At 69.8% G+C, this 15159-nt stretch carries 13 protein-coding genes; 4 read left to right on the forward strand and 9 right to left on the reverse strand.

Annotation, left to right across the window (positions count from 1 at the left end):
- Positions 1-29: 29 nt before the first annotated feature.
- Both ydiJ and GON04_RS08535 read right to left on the reverse strand, forming a co-directional pair.
- Positions 30-3113, reverse strand: a complete 3084-nt coding sequence (ydiJ, locus tag GON04_RS08530) for a D-2-hydroxyglutarate dehydrogenase YdiJ (protein WP_181653946.1) — start codon at positions 3111-3113, stop codon at positions 30-32.
- A complete protein-coding gene (locus GON04_RS08535; protein ID WP_157397488.1) occupies positions 3110-3787 on the reverse strand; it encodes a GntR family transcriptional regulator in 678 nt (225 codons plus the stop codon). Before GON04_RS08535 ends, ydiJ begins: the two co-directional genes overlap by 4 nt.
- A 143-nt stretch (positions 3788-3930) precedes the next feature.
- On the opposite strand from GON04_RS08535, the gene GON04_RS08540 reads away from it, so the two are divergent.
- The 4 genes from GON04_RS08540 to GON04_RS08555 are packed head-to-tail and all read left to right on the forward strand — an operon-like array spanning position 3931 to position 7838.
- A complete protein-coding gene (locus GON04_RS08540; protein WP_157397489.1) occupies positions 3931-4608 on the forward strand; it encodes an RraA family protein in 678 nt (225 codons plus the stop codon).
- On the forward strand, positions 4608-5645 hold the full coding sequence (locus GON04_RS08545; RefSeq protein WP_157397490.1) for a hydroxyacid dehydrogenase: 1038 nt from the start codon (positions 4608-4610) through the stop codon (positions 5643-5645). Before GON04_RS08540 ends, GON04_RS08545 begins: the two co-directional genes overlap by 1 nt.
- Positions 5646-5671: 26 nt before the next feature.
- Positions 5672-6658 carry a tripartite tricarboxylate transporter substrate binding protein gene (locus tag GON04_RS08550; protein WP_157397491.1) on the forward strand — a complete coding sequence of 329 codons (987 nt, stop codon included), beginning with the start codon at positions 5672-5674 and terminating at the stop codon, positions 6656-6658.
- A 7-nt stretch (positions 6659-6665) separates the two neighbouring features.
- Positions 6666-7838 (forward strand): alpha-hydroxy acid oxidase, encoded by a 1173-nt coding sequence (locus tag GON04_RS08555; RefSeq protein ID WP_157397492.1) that lies wholly within the window; start codon positions 6666-6668, stop codon positions 7836-7838.
- Between the two features lie 38 nt (positions 7839-7876).
- On the opposite strand, the gene GON04_RS08560 is transcribed toward GON04_RS08555, so the two are convergent.
- The 7 genes from GON04_RS08560 to GON04_RS08590 all read right to left on the reverse strand — a co-directional run bounded on the left by GON04_RS08560 (position 7877) and on the right by GON04_RS08590 (position 15120).
- On the reverse strand, positions 7877-9298 hold the full coding sequence (locus GON04_RS08560; protein WP_157397493.1) for a hydroxysqualene dehydroxylase: 1422 nt from the start codon (positions 9296-9298) through the stop codon (positions 7877-7879).
- A gap of 136 nt (positions 9299-9434) precedes the next feature.
- Positions 9435-9758 (reverse strand): hypothetical protein, encoded by a 324-nt coding sequence (locus GON04_RS08565; protein ID WP_157397494.1) that lies wholly within the window; start codon positions 9756-9758, stop codon positions 9435-9437.
- A 44-nt stretch (positions 9759-9802) separates the two neighbouring features.
- Positions 9803-10573 (reverse strand): WecB/TagA/CpsF family glycosyltransferase, encoded by a 771-nt coding sequence (locus GON04_RS08570; protein WP_157397495.1) that lies wholly within the window; start codon positions 10571-10573, stop codon positions 9803-9805.
- Positions 10573-11472, reverse strand: coding sequence for a chain length determinant protein tyrosine kinase EpsG (epsG, locus tag GON04_RS08575; RefSeq protein WP_157397496.1), 900 nt, complete (start codon positions 11470-11472; stop codon positions 10573-10575). Before epsG ends, GON04_RS08570 begins: the two co-directional genes overlap by 1 nt.
- Positions 11469-12872 carry a chain length determinant protein EpsF gene (gene epsF / locus GON04_RS08580; RefSeq protein WP_157397497.1) on the reverse strand — a complete coding sequence of 468 codons (1404 nt, stop codon included), beginning with the start codon at positions 12870-12872 and terminating at the stop codon, positions 11469-11471. The genes epsG and epsF overlap by 4 nt, the downstream gene beginning before the upstream one ends.
- A 20-nt stretch (positions 12873-12892) precedes the next feature.
- Positions 12893-13756: a polysaccharide export protein EpsE gene (epsE, locus tag GON04_RS08585; protein ID WP_157397498.1), complete on the reverse strand. Its 864-nt coding sequence runs from the start codon at positions 13754-13756 to the stop codon at positions 12893-12895.
- A 44-nt stretch (positions 13757-13800) separates the two neighbouring features.
- Positions 13801-15120, reverse strand: a complete 1320-nt coding sequence (locus GON04_RS08590; protein ID WP_157397499.1) for a porin family protein — start codon at positions 15118-15120, stop codon at positions 13801-13803.
- Positions 15121-15159: the final 39 nt, after the last annotated feature.

Raw genomic sequence — 15159 nt, forward strand, 5'->3', positions numbered from 1 at the left:
CCGCTTCCCCTTCGCCGGCGCCCGCCGGTTCAGAACTCCTCGTGGTGCTCGGCGCCCAGGGCCGGCAGCGCCGGTGACGGCGGATGTGCGTTTGCCTCGGACTTGACCGCCCGAAGCAGGATCTGCAGCGGATGCTGCAGGTCGAGCCCGTCGACGATGGAGGCCTGGCACCGGCACGAGTACCCCGTGGCGAGCGTGCGCCCGACACGGCCGCTCTCGGCCAGGATCGCGCGCCAGCTCTGGCCGTAGATCGTCTCGGACGTTTCCCGGTGCGCGCGCTCGTGGCCGTAGAGCCCCGCCATGCCACAGCATCCGCTCGCGACGACCTGCATGTTCACGCCGAGGTGACGCGCCACCCGTCCCCACTCGGCTGTCGCTGCCGGTGCATTCGTTCGTTCCGTGCAGTGGGGCAGTAGCGCCCAGTCCGTTCCGGTCTCCAGGGGTCGTTGCGCAATGTCGCCCAGCCGTGCGGCCAGCCACTCCTGGGGCAGCGCGACGTCCGGGACGGCGCCGACCCCCAGCGCGGCGCGGTACTCGGCGCGGTACGTCAGGGTCATCGACGGATCGATGCCGACCAGCTCCACGCCGGTCGCGGCCAGTGCGTTCAGCATCCCGGCGTTGCGCCGGGCCGTGCGCTGGAAGGTGCCCAGCATGCCCAGGACGTGCTGCGGCTTTCCGTTCGGCCGGAACGGCGCCAGCCACGGCCGGAAGCCGAGGCGCCCCAGGAGTTCGAACCAGTCCAGCACGACCTGCGCGTCGTAGTGGGTCGTGAAGGCATCCTGGACCACCACGACGCTCTTCCTGCGCTCCTCGTCGCCCAGCGCACGCAGCTGCGCCACGCTCGCCAGCTGCACGCCGCGCGCCTGCAGCTCCCGACGCAGGTCGGTCGTTCCAAGCTCCGGCAGCGCAACCAGTCCGAGCGCCCGGGTCACGCTGCGACCCACGCGGCCGTGCGTGAGCGCATTCGCGAGCCGCGGAGTCGTCATGGCCCAGGGCAGCATCGCTTCGAGCCGGCCGACGACGTGGTCCTTCACCGGCCGCAGGTAGCGGCCGTGGTACGCGTCGAGGAACCGCGAGCGGAAGGCCGGAACGTCGACCTTGATCGGACACTGGCCGACACAGGACTTGCACGCAAGGCAGCCGTCCATGGCTTCCTTGACCTCCCGGGAGAAGTCGCCCTCCCCCCGCCGTGCCTTCCACGTGTTCACTGCCCGCGCGGGCCACTGGAGCCAGGTTCCGCGCGCGGGTGGCCCGGCCTGGCCCGTTGCGGCCAGGAGCCGCAGCCACTCGCGCATGAGGGATGCCCGGCCCTTGGGCGAGTGCTTGCGGTCCCGCGTCGCCTTCCACGACGGGCACATCGCGTCGTCGGGATCGAAGTTGAAGCAGGCGCCATTGCCATTGCAATGCAGCGAGTCCTCGTTCGCACGCCGCACGGCGATCGGAATCTGCCGGTCGAGTTGCCCGCGCGTCGGCACCTCGTCGAGCCGCGTCAGCGAGTGGCCGGGCGGGGACGCGATCTTGCCGGGATTGAGCTGGTCGTGCGGATCGAAGGCGGCCTTGATCTCCTGCATGCGCGGGTACAACGGGCCGAAGAACTCCGCCGCGTACTCGGACCTATAGCCCTTGCCGTGCTCTCCCCAGAGCACGCCCTTGTACTTGCGCGTGAGGGCGAAGACCTCGTCGGAGATCTCGCGCACGAGCTTTTCCTGCTCGGGATCCTTCATGTCGAGGGCTGGCCGCACGTGCAGGCAACCTGCATCCACGTGACCGAACATCCCGTACACCAGCCCGCGGCGGTCGAGCGCCGCCCGGAACTCGCGGATGTAGTCCGCCAGGCATTCGGGCGGGACCACGGTGTCCTCCACGAACGGCATGGGCCGCCGATCGCCCGGCATGTTGCCCAGGAGACCGACCGACTTCTTGCGCATGGACCAGATCGCCGCGGCAGCGGCCGCCCCGCGCGCGACGGTGTAGCCCCTGCGCCCGGCGCCGCCACTGGCCAGCGCACCTTCGACGCGCGCCAGCTTCGCCTGCAACTGCGCCTCGTCGGCCGCCACGAACTCCACGATGTTGACGCCCTCCGCCGGCCCCTGCGGATCGTCGGGGAAGAACTCGCGCACCTTGAGCCAGATGGCATCCTGCCGTGCGAGGGCGAGGACGGTGGCGTCGACCGTCTCGCTGGAGGCCGCCTCCAGCTGCATCAGCACGCCGGCGTCGCGCAGCGCCGCATCGAACGTCGCATAGCGGATGTTGAGCAGGGCGGTCAGGCGGGGAACGGGCGTGAGCCTGACCTTGGCCTCCGTCACGAAGGCGAGGCTTCCCTCGGCACCGCAGATGACGGAGCTCAGGTCGAAGCGCCCGGAGCAGTCGCACAGGTGCGCCAGGTCGTAGCCGGTGACGCACCGGTTCAGCTTTGGAAACCGCTCCGCGATGAGCTGGGCGTCATCCTGGCGGATGCGATCGAGCACGCTCAGCACGCGGCCCACGCGATCGCCGCGGGCCTTGGCAGTGTCGAGTTCCGCGGGGCTCAGGGGGCGCGAGTGCCATTGCGTGCCGTCGATGAAGACGGCGCGCAGCTCCATCACGTGGTCGCGGGTCTTTCCGTACAGGACGGAGCCCTGCCCCGAGGCGTCCGTCGCGATCATGCCGCCGATGGTGGCGCGGTTCGAGGGCGACAGCTCGGGCGCGAAGAACAGGCCATGCGCCGCCACCGCGGCATTGAGCTGGTCCTTCACCACGCCGGCCTGCACGCGGGCCCAGCCTTCCGCCGGGTTCACCTCGAGGATCGCATTCATGTGGCGCGAGAGGTCGACCGAGATGCCGGCCGTGAGGGATTGGCCGTTGGTGCCGGTGCCGCCGCCGCGCGGCGTGAACTTCAGTGCGCGGAACCTGGCATCGCCTGCCACCTTGGCGAGACGCACCACGTCCTGGTCATGGCGTGGAAAGAGGATCACCTGCGGCGCCACCTGGTAGATCGAGTTGTCGGTGGCGAAGACCGTCCGGTCCGCGTGGGACGACGCAATGTCCCCCTCGAACCCGCGCAGGCGCAGCTCGGCCAGGTACTCCGAGGTGAGCGTTGGGGGGCTGTCGCCTGCGCGAAGGGCCGGGATCACGGACGCCCCCCGCCCAGGCGGGCGCCACCGAACTCGATGCGCTGCCGCTTGAACCGATGGGCCGCGACGCGCAGGTGCAGCTGCATCACCTGGCGCGCCAGTTCGCCATCGCCCGCACGGACCGCGGCTGCCAGGTCGCGGTGGTGCTGCATGCTCTGCAGCTTGTCCTGCTGCGTGCTGATGAAGTGCGAGCGGATGACGATGGGCATGTCGATCAGGCTGGCCAGCATGCCGCGCAGCCGTGGCGATCCGCTGCCCTCGAGGATGGCCCAGTGGAAGGCGGAGTTGATCTTCTGCAGCCGCTCCGGCAGCTGCGAGCCGCCCTTGGCGATCGCCCGATCCATCTCGTCGTTGAGCGCGTCCAGCCGGTCCGCCAGTGCCGCCCCGCCGCGCCGTGCCGCCAGTTCTGCTGCATGCGCTTCGAGCAACCCCCGCAACTCGAACGTCTCCTCGATGTCGAACTCCGTCCACTCGGCCACCCGGACACCCCGGTTCGGGTCGGCCGTGGCCAGGCCATCGTCGACCAGCCGCTTGAGGGCTGCGCGCACCGGCGTGCGGCTGATGTCGAGTTCCCGGGCCAGGTGCTCTTCCTTCAGCTGCTCGCCGGGGGCATAGGTTCCCCCCACGACGCGCTGCTTCAGCGTCTCATAGGCCTTGTCGGCTGCGGCAGCCATGTTTGTTCCTTTTTTGTACGACTCTTGCGGAGGCTTCGGTCGTCTTCTGAGGTAAGAAGGTGCTTCTACCGACGACCGGTGGACCTGTTTGTTTTTTTATTGTACATTTCCCTCCCTCCCACCCCAACTCCCGGATTCCAGCCATGGTCGGACTACAGATTCTCAAGCGTCGGCGCGAAGTCCCGGCGCAACTCGTGAAGGCCTTCAAGGGCCTGCCCGTCGCCAACGTCAGCGACTGCATGACGCGCATGACCGCCGGCGGCGCACGCCTGCGCCCGATGCACAGGTCCGGTTACCTGGCGGGCCCGGCGCTCACGGTGAAGACGCGGCCGGGCGACAACCTGATGATCCACAAGGCGCTGACCATGGCGCGACCGGGCGACGTGATCGTCGTCGACGCCGGTGGCGACCTGACCAACTCGCTGTTCGGCGAGATCATGGTGGCCACCGCGGTGAAGATCGGCGTGGCCGGCGTGGTCCTGAACGGAGCCGTCCGCGATGCCCAGGAGATCGGCCAGGGAGAGTTTCCGCTGTATGCCGCCGGGGTCACGCACCGCGGCCCCTACAAGGACGGCCCCGGGGAGATCAACGTCCCCATCTCGATCGATGGCATGGTGATCCATCCGGGCGACCTGATCCTGGGCGACGCCGACGGGCTCCTGTGCGTGCCGTTCGACGACGCCGAGGAGATCCTGGCAGCCACGCATCGCAAGATGGATGCAGAGAAGAAGACGCTGGCCGACATCGCCGCAGGCCGGCTCGACACGTCGTGGATCGACGCCACGCTCCAGCGCATCGGCTGCAACACGGAGCCGAAGTGATGACGATCGAGAAGCGCGTGGTCCGGTCGGACCTGTGGATCGATGCGGCGTTCGACGAGCGGTTGGCGCGTGAGCCCGGCGTGGCATTGCGCGTGTTTTCCGTGCAGGGCAATCCGTCCGCCGCATGGGACGCACTCGCCAGCGCCCACGTGTACCACGTGTCCGCCGCGAAGGACGAGCTGCCCAAGGAATGGTTCGCGCGCGCCGACCTGATCGCCCGCTGCCCCGACCTGCTCTGCGTGTCGGCCGGCGGGGCGGGCTACGACACGGTGGACGTCGCGGCCTGCACGGCTGCCGGCGTCATCGTCGTCAACCAGTCCGGCGGCAACGCGGTCTCGGTCGCCGAACACACCCTGGGCTTCATCCTGGGCGTCTCCCGCCGCATGCTGGAGGGGGACCGCCGCATGCGCCGCGAGATCGGCTATGCCCGCGAGGACGTGATGGGTCACGAGATCCAGGGCAAGACGGTCGGCCTGGTGGGCATCGGCCACATCGGCACCCGGGTGGCCGCACTCGCACGCGCCTTCGGCCTGGAGGTGATCGCGACGGACCCGCTCCTGTCGCCGGAAGAGATCGCCCGGCGCGGCGCCCGGGCGGTGTCGTTCGACGAGCTGCTCGCGCGCTCGGATTTCGTCTCCCTGCACTGCCCCCGCAATGTGACGACCCTGAACCTGATGAATGCCGACACCTTCGGCCGCATGAAGAGGGGCGCCATCTTCATCACGACCGCCCGGGGCGGCATCCACGACGAGGGCGCGCTCGTCGAAGCCCTCCGGTCCGGTCATCTCGCGGGCGCCGGCATCGACGTCTGGGACCAGGAGCCGCCACCGCTGGACCATCCGCTGCTGGCCATGGACAACGTCTTCGCCACCTTCCACACCGCCGGCGTGACGCACGAAGCGCGCCGCAACGTTGCGGCCATCAGCGCGGAGCAGATCGCCGGCGTCCTGCGGGGTGAACGCCCGCCACGCCTGATCAACCCCGAGGCCTGGTCCGCTTTCGAACGGCGGCGCACGCAGGTTCTGGCGCGCGCCTGACCCCCTCATCCCAAGGAGACACTCCCATGCATCGCCTCTCTTCCCACCTGCGCAGCCTCCTGCCGGCGTTCGCCCTGTGCGCCGCGGCGCTGGCGCCCGGCCTCGCCAGTGCCGCCTACCCCGAAGCACCGATCAAGATGATCGTCGCCTACGCCGCCGGCGGCGGGACCGACATCACGGCCCGGCTGCTGGCGCAGTACACGCAGAAGCACCTCGGTGGCGACGCCTCCATCGTGGTCATCAACCGCCCCGGCGCCGGCGGCGGCATCGGGTTCACCGAGCTGACGAATGCCAAGCCTGATGGCTACACGATCGGGTTCATCAACACCCCCAACGTCCTCACCATTCCGATCGAGCGCAAGTCCAGCTTCCATTGGCAGAACTTCGACCTCATCGGCAACATCGTCGACGATCCGGGCAACTTCTCCGTGCATGCGGAGACCCCCATCAAGAACCTGGCGGAGCTCGTGGCCTACGCCAAGGCCAACCCCGGGAAGGTGACGTACGGCACGACCGGCATCGGCTCCGACGACCATCTCGCAGCCCTGATGTTCGAGCGGGCGGCCGGCGTGAAACTCACGCACGTGCCGTTCAAGGGCGCCGCGGAGGTCCACAACGCCATCGCCAGCAAGCAGATCATGCTGGCCGCGATGAACATCGGTGAAGCGCTCCAGTACGAAAAAGGTGGCACGCCGCTGCGCCACCTGGGGCAGATGAGCGAGAAGCGGTCGACCCTCGCCCCGAACGTGCCCACGTTCAAGGAGCAGGGGTTCGACGTGATCATGGCATCGCTGCGCGGCGTCGCGGCGCCCAGGAACCTGCCGCCGGACGTGCGCGAGAAACTGGTCAACGCCGTGCAGAAGGCAGTGAACGATCCCGAGTTCCGGCAGAAGGCCGCGGGCTACTTCGCGCCGATCCGCTACCTCGCGCCGACGCCCTACGCCGCGGAACTAAAGACCGGCGAGGACGACTTCCGGAAGCTGTGGCAAGCCAATCCCTGGACCGACAAATGATCTGCGGATGACGGGCGGATCCAAGGCCCGGCCCTCGCTGGGCCGTTTTCTTTGCCTCGACGACTTCGAGGACGCAGCACGCCGGCACCTGCCGGCACCCGTGTTCGCCTATGTCTCGGGAGGCGTCGAGCGCAACCAGTCGCTGCGGTCGAACGCCAGGGCGTTCGACCAGTACGAGTTCGTGACCCGCGTCCTCGTCGACACGTCCAGGCGCTCCACCACGACGACCTTGCTGGGCAAGACGTGGTCTGCGCCGTTCGGCATCGCCCCGATGGGGATCTGCGCCCTGTCGGCCTACCGCGGCGACCTGGTGCTCGCGACGGCGGCAGCGCAGGAGAACGTTCCGATGATCATGAGCGGTTCCTCGCTCATCCGCATGGAAGACATCGTCCAGGCCAACCCCGACGCCTGGTTCCAGGCGTACCTGCCGGGCCAGAAGGAGGACATCGTCGCCCTGATCCAGCGCGTCAAGGCCGCCGGCTACGGCACGCTCGTCGTCACCCTGGATGCTTCCATTGCCGCGAACCGGGAGAACAATGTCCGGGCCGGCTTCTCCACCCCGCTGAGGCCCAGCGCACGCCTTGCATGGCAAGGCATCACCCATCCGCAGTGGCTGTTCGGAACGTTCCTGCGGACCATCGTGCAGCACGGCATGCCGCACTTCGAGAACAACTACGCGCGCCGCGGGGCTCCGATCCTGTCGGCCAGCGTGCTGCGCGACTTCTCGGATCGTGGCCACCTGGGCTGGGCCGACATCCGGATGATCCGGCAGCTGTGGCCGGGCCGGATGGTCATCAAGGGCATCCTGGACGTGCGCGACGCACGGACGGCCGTGGAGACCGGGGCGGACGGCATCATCGTGTCGAACCACGGTGGCCGCCAACTTGACGGCACCGTGTCACCGCTGCGTGTCCTTCCCGGCATCGTGAAGGCCTGCGCGGACGTGCCGGTGATGATCGACAGCGGCTTCCGCAGGGGGACCGACGTCCTCAAGGCCCTGGCACTGGGCGCCAGCTTCGTGTTCGTCGGGCGCCCGTTCAACTACGCGGCCGCCGTGGCGGGGCAACCCGGTGTCCGCCGCGGTGTCTCCCTGTTGCGCGACGAGGTGTCGCGCAACATGGCGATGCTGGGCGTCACGTCGACGGCGCACATCGGTCCGGACTTCCTGCTGGAGGCGTGAGACGGTCCCTGCCCCTCGGCCCCGGATGGTCCGCAGGCCTAACGGCTCCTGAACAGCCCCACCAGGCCTTTCGTCTCCGGCGCATCGACCGCCAGCTTGACCACCCGGCCGTCGCGCGCCAGGACGGCCTCGGCCGCCAGCGCGCCGGAGCGGGCGGCGCTTTCCATCGAGCAGGGCAGCCGGGTGTCGGTCCAGTCGCCGGCGATCCACAGGCCCGGCAGGGCCGTGGTGACCGGCGGGCGCATCACCTCGATGCCGGGGCGCGGCTGCGGGATCCCCATCGGGGTGCGGTGCACGCGCGCATGCAGCACGCGGGCCTGGCGCGCCATGGGCGCGAAGTCGGCGATCTCGCGCACCGTCTCCTCGACGATGCGGTGGTCGGGCCAGTCGGCGCGGACCTGCGGGCCGATGGCATTGCAGGCGATCAGCGAGGGCCGGCCGGCCGGGCCGGGACGGATGGCCGACAGGTTGTAGAAGTCGGTGTTCAGGCCCTGCAGCGACCAGGTGCGGGCCCAGAACCGCTCGCTGGTCACGGGCCGGTCGTACCAGATGTAGGTGCTCTGGTAGCCGCTGGGGCGGAAGCACCGCGCCACGTTGGCCAGCGACTGCAGCATCGGTGCGTCCGAGGCGGCGATGAGCGCGGCCAGTTCCTGCGGCGGGATCGCCAGCACGCAGCGCGAGGCGGCGAACTGGTGGCCGTCGGTGGTCTGCAGGCCGGCAAGCTGCCGGTCCTGCAGCAGCAGTCGCTGGACCCGCGCCCCGAACAGCACCTGTCCGCCCGAGCGCAGCACGGCGCGGCAGCTGCCCGGCACGTACAGCTGGGCGAGCGCGAGCTTGGGAAAGCCGAAATGCCAGCCGCTGCGCCCCAGCATGAGCCGGTACACGCGCATCAGCGCGGCGGCCGAGCAGTGCTCCAGCGGCACGTTCAGCAGCGCCAGCGTCACCGAGCGCCAGAACCAGTCGATGGCGCGCGGCCGCACGCCGGCCGCGCGCAGCCAGTCGAGCGCGTTCTCCAGGTCCAGGTCGCGCAGCTGCTCCTCGTTCACCCGTGCGGCACGCCAGGCCAGCCGCAGGTGCGACAGGCGATCGCGCCAGGACAGCCGGCGCAGGGCCTGCGGCAACAGCGCCAGGCCGTGCAGCGGGACGGGTCCGAAGGTCTTCGGCATGCGCAGCGCGCCTTCGCCGTCGACCAGCGTGACCAGGGGCGAGCGCTGCCACTGGATCTGGTCGACCGTGCCCAGGCGCGTGAGCATGGACAGGAAGTTGCGGTGCTCGCTGCTCACCACGTGCGGCCCGATGTCGACCTGCTGGCCCATGGTCTCGTCGATCCAGCTGGCCGCGCGGCCGCCGGCGTGGGCGGTGGCCTCCAGCACCGTCACGCGCAGCCCGGCATCGGCCAGCGCGAGTGCGCAACGCAGGCCGGCCACGCCGGAGCCGACGACGATGGCGTCGTCGTTCATGTCTGGCGGTCCGCCGCTGAAAGGGAAAGCTGAGTCACCTGCAGAGGGTAAAGGCTGAGCCAGTTGCCGTGTGGCCGCGCCAGGCGACGGTGGACGTCAGCCGCTGTTGATGGGGTGCAGTGCGGACGCCTGCCGGCTAGCCTTGCCAGACGCCCCATCCCAGCCGGCGCAGCTGGATGCCGACCTCGACTTCCATCAGGCGGGCATCGTCGTACGGCATCGGGTTGTGGCGCTCGTACAGGTCGGGCAGCAGGCGCACACCCCACTGCTGGACGAAGCGGTTGGCCTGGATGCCGGCCTTGTGCTTGTCGAAGCGGATGTCGGGGTCGAGGCCGGTCATGCCGACGTAGACGAAGGGCTTGCCCAGCTGGTAGCCAGGGTTGGCGCGCCGGAAGCGCGCCACGTTCCACACCGGGTCGGCGAGTTCGACGACGTAGACGTGGTAATGAGGCCTGCCCATGGCGCGATTCTCGCGGAGGGCGAGAACCGCGCCGGCGGCTGCGCTCAGGCCACGGCAGGCCAGCCCTGGCGCAGCGAACGGGTGGCCATGCGCAGCGCGCGCCCCAGGAACAGCGGGTTGCCGTGCACGTAGCGGTTCCACAGCCGGCGCGGTTCGCGCCCGAGCCGGAACGCCCACTCGAGGCCGGTGCGGCGCATCCAGCGTGGCGCGCGCGGCACCTTGCCGCCCAGGAAGTCGATGATGGCGCCGCCGCACACGATCAGGCAGGGGTAGCCCAGCGCCGCCCGCAGCGCGATCGCCACCTCCTCCTGGCGCGGCATGCCCATGCCCAGCACGATGACGCGCGGGCGCTGCTGGGCCGCCAGGTGGATGTAGTCGCCCAGTTCGAGGAAACCGTTCGCCGTCACGCACGGGCTGTTGGGCGCGAGCGTCTGCCGCACGTTCTGGCGGGCCGCACGCAGCCACGGCTCGCGGGTACCGAACAGCGCGATGGGCAGGCCGTCGGCCTCCTGCAGCAGCTTGGGGATGAGGTCGGTGCCGTTCAGGTTCTGGCCCGCCGGCTGGTTCAGCAGCCGCATGAGCAGGAACACGCCGATGCCGTCGCGCACCACGACGTCGGCCGACATCAACGCCTGGTAGAACGGGTCGGACTCGGCGACCTGGTTCATCGCATGGGCGTTGACGAAGGCCAGCACGCGGGGCTCCCCGGGGCGCAGCAGCCATTCGCACAGCTGCTCCTCGCCCTCCTGGGAATGGACGCGCGCCATCGACCGCACCAGCTGGTACCAGCGCGTCTGCCAGTCCAGCTGGGCCATCACACGGTTCCCGCCCCGTTGAGCACGGCGCCGACCACGCTGACGCCGAATTCGCGCAGGTCTTCCGACAGCTTGATCACGCGCGGCATCGAGCTGCGGTCGCGGCAGGTGACCATCAGGGCGGCCCCGGCGCGCGCCGCCACCGTGCCGGCATCGGCCCAGCTGCTGGCGGCCGGCGTGTCGACCAGGATGACCTCGTACATGCCGCGCAGCGACTGGATCAGGCGCTGGAAGGCCGGTCGCGACAGCAGCTCCTGCGGGTTGGGCGGCAGCACACCGGCCGGCAGCACCGTGAGGCCGGGCAGCGGCTTGATGTCGCACATCGCCTCGGCGCCGGCACGGCCGGCGAGCACGGCCGACAGGCCGATCTTGCCGGGCAGGCCGAAGATGCGGTGCTGGCGCGGCCGGCGCAGGTCGGCGTCGATGACCAGCGTGCGCTTGCCCATCTGCGAGAACAGCACGGCCAGGTTGGCGGTGATGTAGCTGCGGCCCTCGCCCGCGCCGGGGCTCACGATGGCCAGCGCGGCCTGGGCCGAGTCGTTCTCGAACCAGCGCAGCATGAGCTGCGCGCGCAGGCTGCGCAGGTGTTCGACCGCCGGGCTGTCGGGCTCGTAGGCGGCGATCAGGTCCTTGCCCAGGCCGGCATCGGGCGACAGGCTGGCATGGCCGAACTGCAGGGCGAGCGCCTGGCGCACGTCCTCGTCGGTGAGCAGGCCCATCGAGATGCCGGCTTCGCCGAACGGCAGGCCGACCTTCTTCTGGTACTCGTGGATGCGCTCGGCCTCGTCGCTGGTGATGCGGCCGGCGTCGACCAGCAGCGCCCCGATGGGCTGGGCAACCTCGCGCGCCGGCCCGATGATGTCGAGGTCGCGGTGCAGGGGCAGGATCTGGCTGTTCATGCGAGGCTCCCGCGGTAACCCAGCGCAGGACGCGTCGGGCCGTTGGCCAACAGGGCGAGCGATTCACGCCCATTGTGCGCCGGCAGCGAGGCCAGGATCGGCAATCCGGTGGCCAGTTGCAGGTCGTCGACCGAGCGCACGCGGCGGTTCATCAGTTCCAGCAGCACGGCGCCGGCGATGGCCAGCAGCAGCCCGCCGAAGGCCGCCACCAGCAGAGCCAGCTTGGTGGTCGGGCCGCGCGGCTCCAGCGGTTCCACCGCGGTGGCCAGGCGCTGGATGTTGGTCTGGTTGGTCAGGGCCTGCAGCTTGGAGTTGGAGGCGCGCTCGGACAGCGCCTCGTAGGCCTTCTGCGCCGTGTCGACGTCGCGCCGCAGCACCGACAGTTCGTCGCGGTACTTGTTGAACTGCATGACGCGTGCACGCTGGGCGTTCACGGCGCCGGACAGCTCGCGCTCGCGCGCCCGGCCCACTTCGAAGGCGGTGTTGATCGAGTTGCCGATGCTGCTGGTCTCGGAGTTCAGGCGCGAGCGCATCGCATTGAGCTCGTCCTGCATGCGCACCATCTGCGGGTGGCGCGAGCCCAGGTTGGCGCTGGCCTCCTGGATGCGCGCTTCCTGGCGGGCGATGTCGGCCTTCAGGCTGTTGATCAGGGGACTGACCATGACCTCGGCGACGCCCACGCCGGCATTGCGCTTGTTGGCCACGTCGGTGAGCTGGCCCTGCACCATGGTGAGCTGCGAGGACAGCTCGTTCAGGCGCTGGGTCTCCATGTCGACGCCGTCGGCGCTGATGACGCCGGTCTTCTGCTGGTAGTCGGTCAGGCGCTTGGTCGATTCCTCGAGCTTGCCGCGGGCGAACTTCAGCTGCTCCTCGAACCAGCTGGAATAGCGCTTGGCCGGGTCGGTCTTGATGTCCAGCGCGATGTCCAGGTAGGCCTGGGAGAAGGCGTTGGCGATCTTCGCGGCCTCCTGCGAGGAGCGGCTGGTGTAGGCGATGTTGATGATGTTGCTCTCGCGCGCCGGCTTGACGTCCAGCTGCGTCTGCAGGTTGCCGGCCAGCCAGGTCTTGAACTCGCCGCGGCCGCCGGAGGTCTGCTGCCACTCCTCGCGTGCCTTGGCGTCCTTCTCGAGGCCCAGCGTCTCGACCACGCGCTCGGCGACCCGGTCGCTGCGGGCGATGTCGATCTGGGTGGCCATGTAGCTGGCCGGGATGGCCGGCTGCCACTGGTTGCTGCCCAGGGGATCGGTGGAGCGGATGTCCACCAGCACCGGGGCGCGGGCCGTGTAGTAGCTGGGGCGCAGCAGGGTCCAGGCGAGCGCCAGGGCCACCGTGGCCAGGAAGATCCCGAAGGCGACGAATCGTCGCGCCCGCAGGATGGACAGGAATTGGTAGAGGTTCATGGGCGAGGCTTTCGGCAGGATCAGAACAGGCTCTCGCGGACGAAGATGACGTCGTTGGGAAGCACCGGGTCGGTCAGGCGGGCATCGGATTCCACCGCCTTGCCGTCGGGGCCGGTGCGGGTCAGGCGCAGCCGGCTGGTGCTGCCGCGCGGGGTCGGGCCGCCGCCCTGGGCCAGGGCCTGCTGCACGGTCATGCCGCGCTCGATGCGGTACGGGCCGGGGCGCTGGGCCTCGCCGTAGATGTAGTAGACCGGCGCCTTGTTCACGAAGATGGTGTCGCCGCCCTGCACGACGATGTCTTCGGCGCTGCGCTGGTTGATGAACAGGCCGGGGATGTCGATCACCTTGCGGAACGGCTGGCCGCTGCGCGTGCCGGTGACGATGAGGGTGTCGTCGCCCATCGGGGTGACGCCGCCGGCGGCCGCCAGCAGGTCGCTCACGCGGGTGGTGGTGGTCTCGAGCGGGAAGCGCCCGGGCTTCTGCACCTGGCCGAGCACGGCCACCTGGCTGCCGCGCACCTGCAGCAGGACGATGTTGACCTGCGGCTGCTTCAGGTAGTTGCCGCTCTTGAGGGCGCCGGCGATCTTCTGTTCGGCCTGGCCGATGGTGGAGCCGCCGATGTTGACGGAGCCCACCAGCGGGTAGCTGATGGTTCCCTGTTCGGAGACCCGCGCCTCGACCGTCAGGTCGGGGTTCTGGAACACCTGGACCCGGATCTGGTCGCCGGGGCCGAGCTTGTACTCGGACCCGGCGGCCTGGGCGGCAGCGGTGGGAGCCCCGTTGCCGGCCTGTGCCCGGGCGCCCGCGGCATCGGCCTGGGCCCCCGCCAGCGTGGCCCACGCCACCATCCAGATCATCCCCAACGTTCGAAGCACGGTTCTCATGTTCTTACTCCCTTCAGATAGCCGCGGTTGCCCGCGCGGCCGCGTCAGATCGTCAGCTTCAGCGACAACCCGAGCACGTTCGCGCGGTAGTTGAATGCAGGCAGCGACGAGTCGCGTTTCTCGTTGCGCCATTGGGCCGCCACGCCGATGGAACGGCGCGGCTGCCAGTCCAGGCCCAGGGCCAGGACGTCGAACTTGTCGGAACGGCCCGCATCGGCGGTGGCGGTGACGCCTTCCCAGTTGCGCCGCTCATGCTCGTAGCGCAGGCTCACGCCGGTCTGGACCGTCGGACGCCAGACCGGGCCGACGAAGAAGCGGTCGGTCTCGGTGTGGCCGGTCGGGCCGACGATGTAGCTGCCCAGGTCGCGCTGGTAGCCCGCCAGGACGCGGGTCTTGGCCGTCGCTTCCCAGTTGACCGTGACGCCGCCCACCACGCCGCTGAAGTCGCGGCCGGGGGTGTTGTCGTGTTCGCGCTTGAGGTTCGCGATGCGCGCATCGACGGCCGTCTTGGGTGACACGAGCCAGCGGAACGTGCCCTCGATCTCGTTGTCCTTGAAGCCGGTGGCGGTGGCGACCTGGTATTCGCCGTTGCCGTAGCGATAGCGCAGCGCCACCAGCGAACCGGAGGGCAGCTCGTAGCTGGTGCCCACGCGCACGCTGTCGACGTTGGGGTTGCCGTCCCAGCCGTTGGGATCGTCACTGGTCGACTGCGTGTGCTGGATGCCGCCCAGCACGCGCCAGGCGGCGCCCAGCTTGTAGCCGCCTTCGAGCAGCTCGGCGCGCTCGACGCGGCGGAAGACGGCGCCGGTGGAGCCGGAGGCCAGGTCGCGGAACTCGCGGCGGTCGGCGCTGGCGACACCGTCGAACTGGTTGCCCGCGCGCCAGAACCAGGCAGCGGCGTAGTTCAGCGTGTTGTAGTCGACGCCCAGCTTGTCGAAGTTGTAGTGGCTCACCTCGGCATCGACCACCACGCGCTGCTGGCTGAATCGCTGGTTGTAGCGCAGGCCCGCCCCGAGCTGCGTGATGGTGTCCTTGATCTCGCCGCCGGCAGTGCGCAGCACGTTGTCGTCACGCTCCACGCCGGCACGGGCGCGCAGCACCAGCCCCTGGCGGTCGTTCTCGAGCGGGTTGGTGGTCACCGGCGCGAACGGCTGCGAGATCGACTGCGCGGGCGACATGTTGACGATCGCGGACTCGCCCATGGGCGTTGCCATCGGCGTGTCCATGGCCTGCCCCGCCGGCTGGGCGGCGGATTGCCCCGGCTGCCCCCCGGGCGACTGGAGCGTGGTCTGCGCGTGCAGGGCGGCCGGCAACAGGCACACCGCCGTGACGGAGAGCAGGGGCCGCAAGGATCGTTTCTTCATTGGTGTTTCTCGGAGGGGCCCGGCGCAATCCACGAGTTC

Source organism: Ramlibacter pinisoli, assembly GCF_009758015.1.
GTDB lineage: Bacteria > Pseudomonadota > Gammaproteobacteria > Burkholderiales > Burkholderiaceae_C > Ramlibacter > Ramlibacter pinisoli.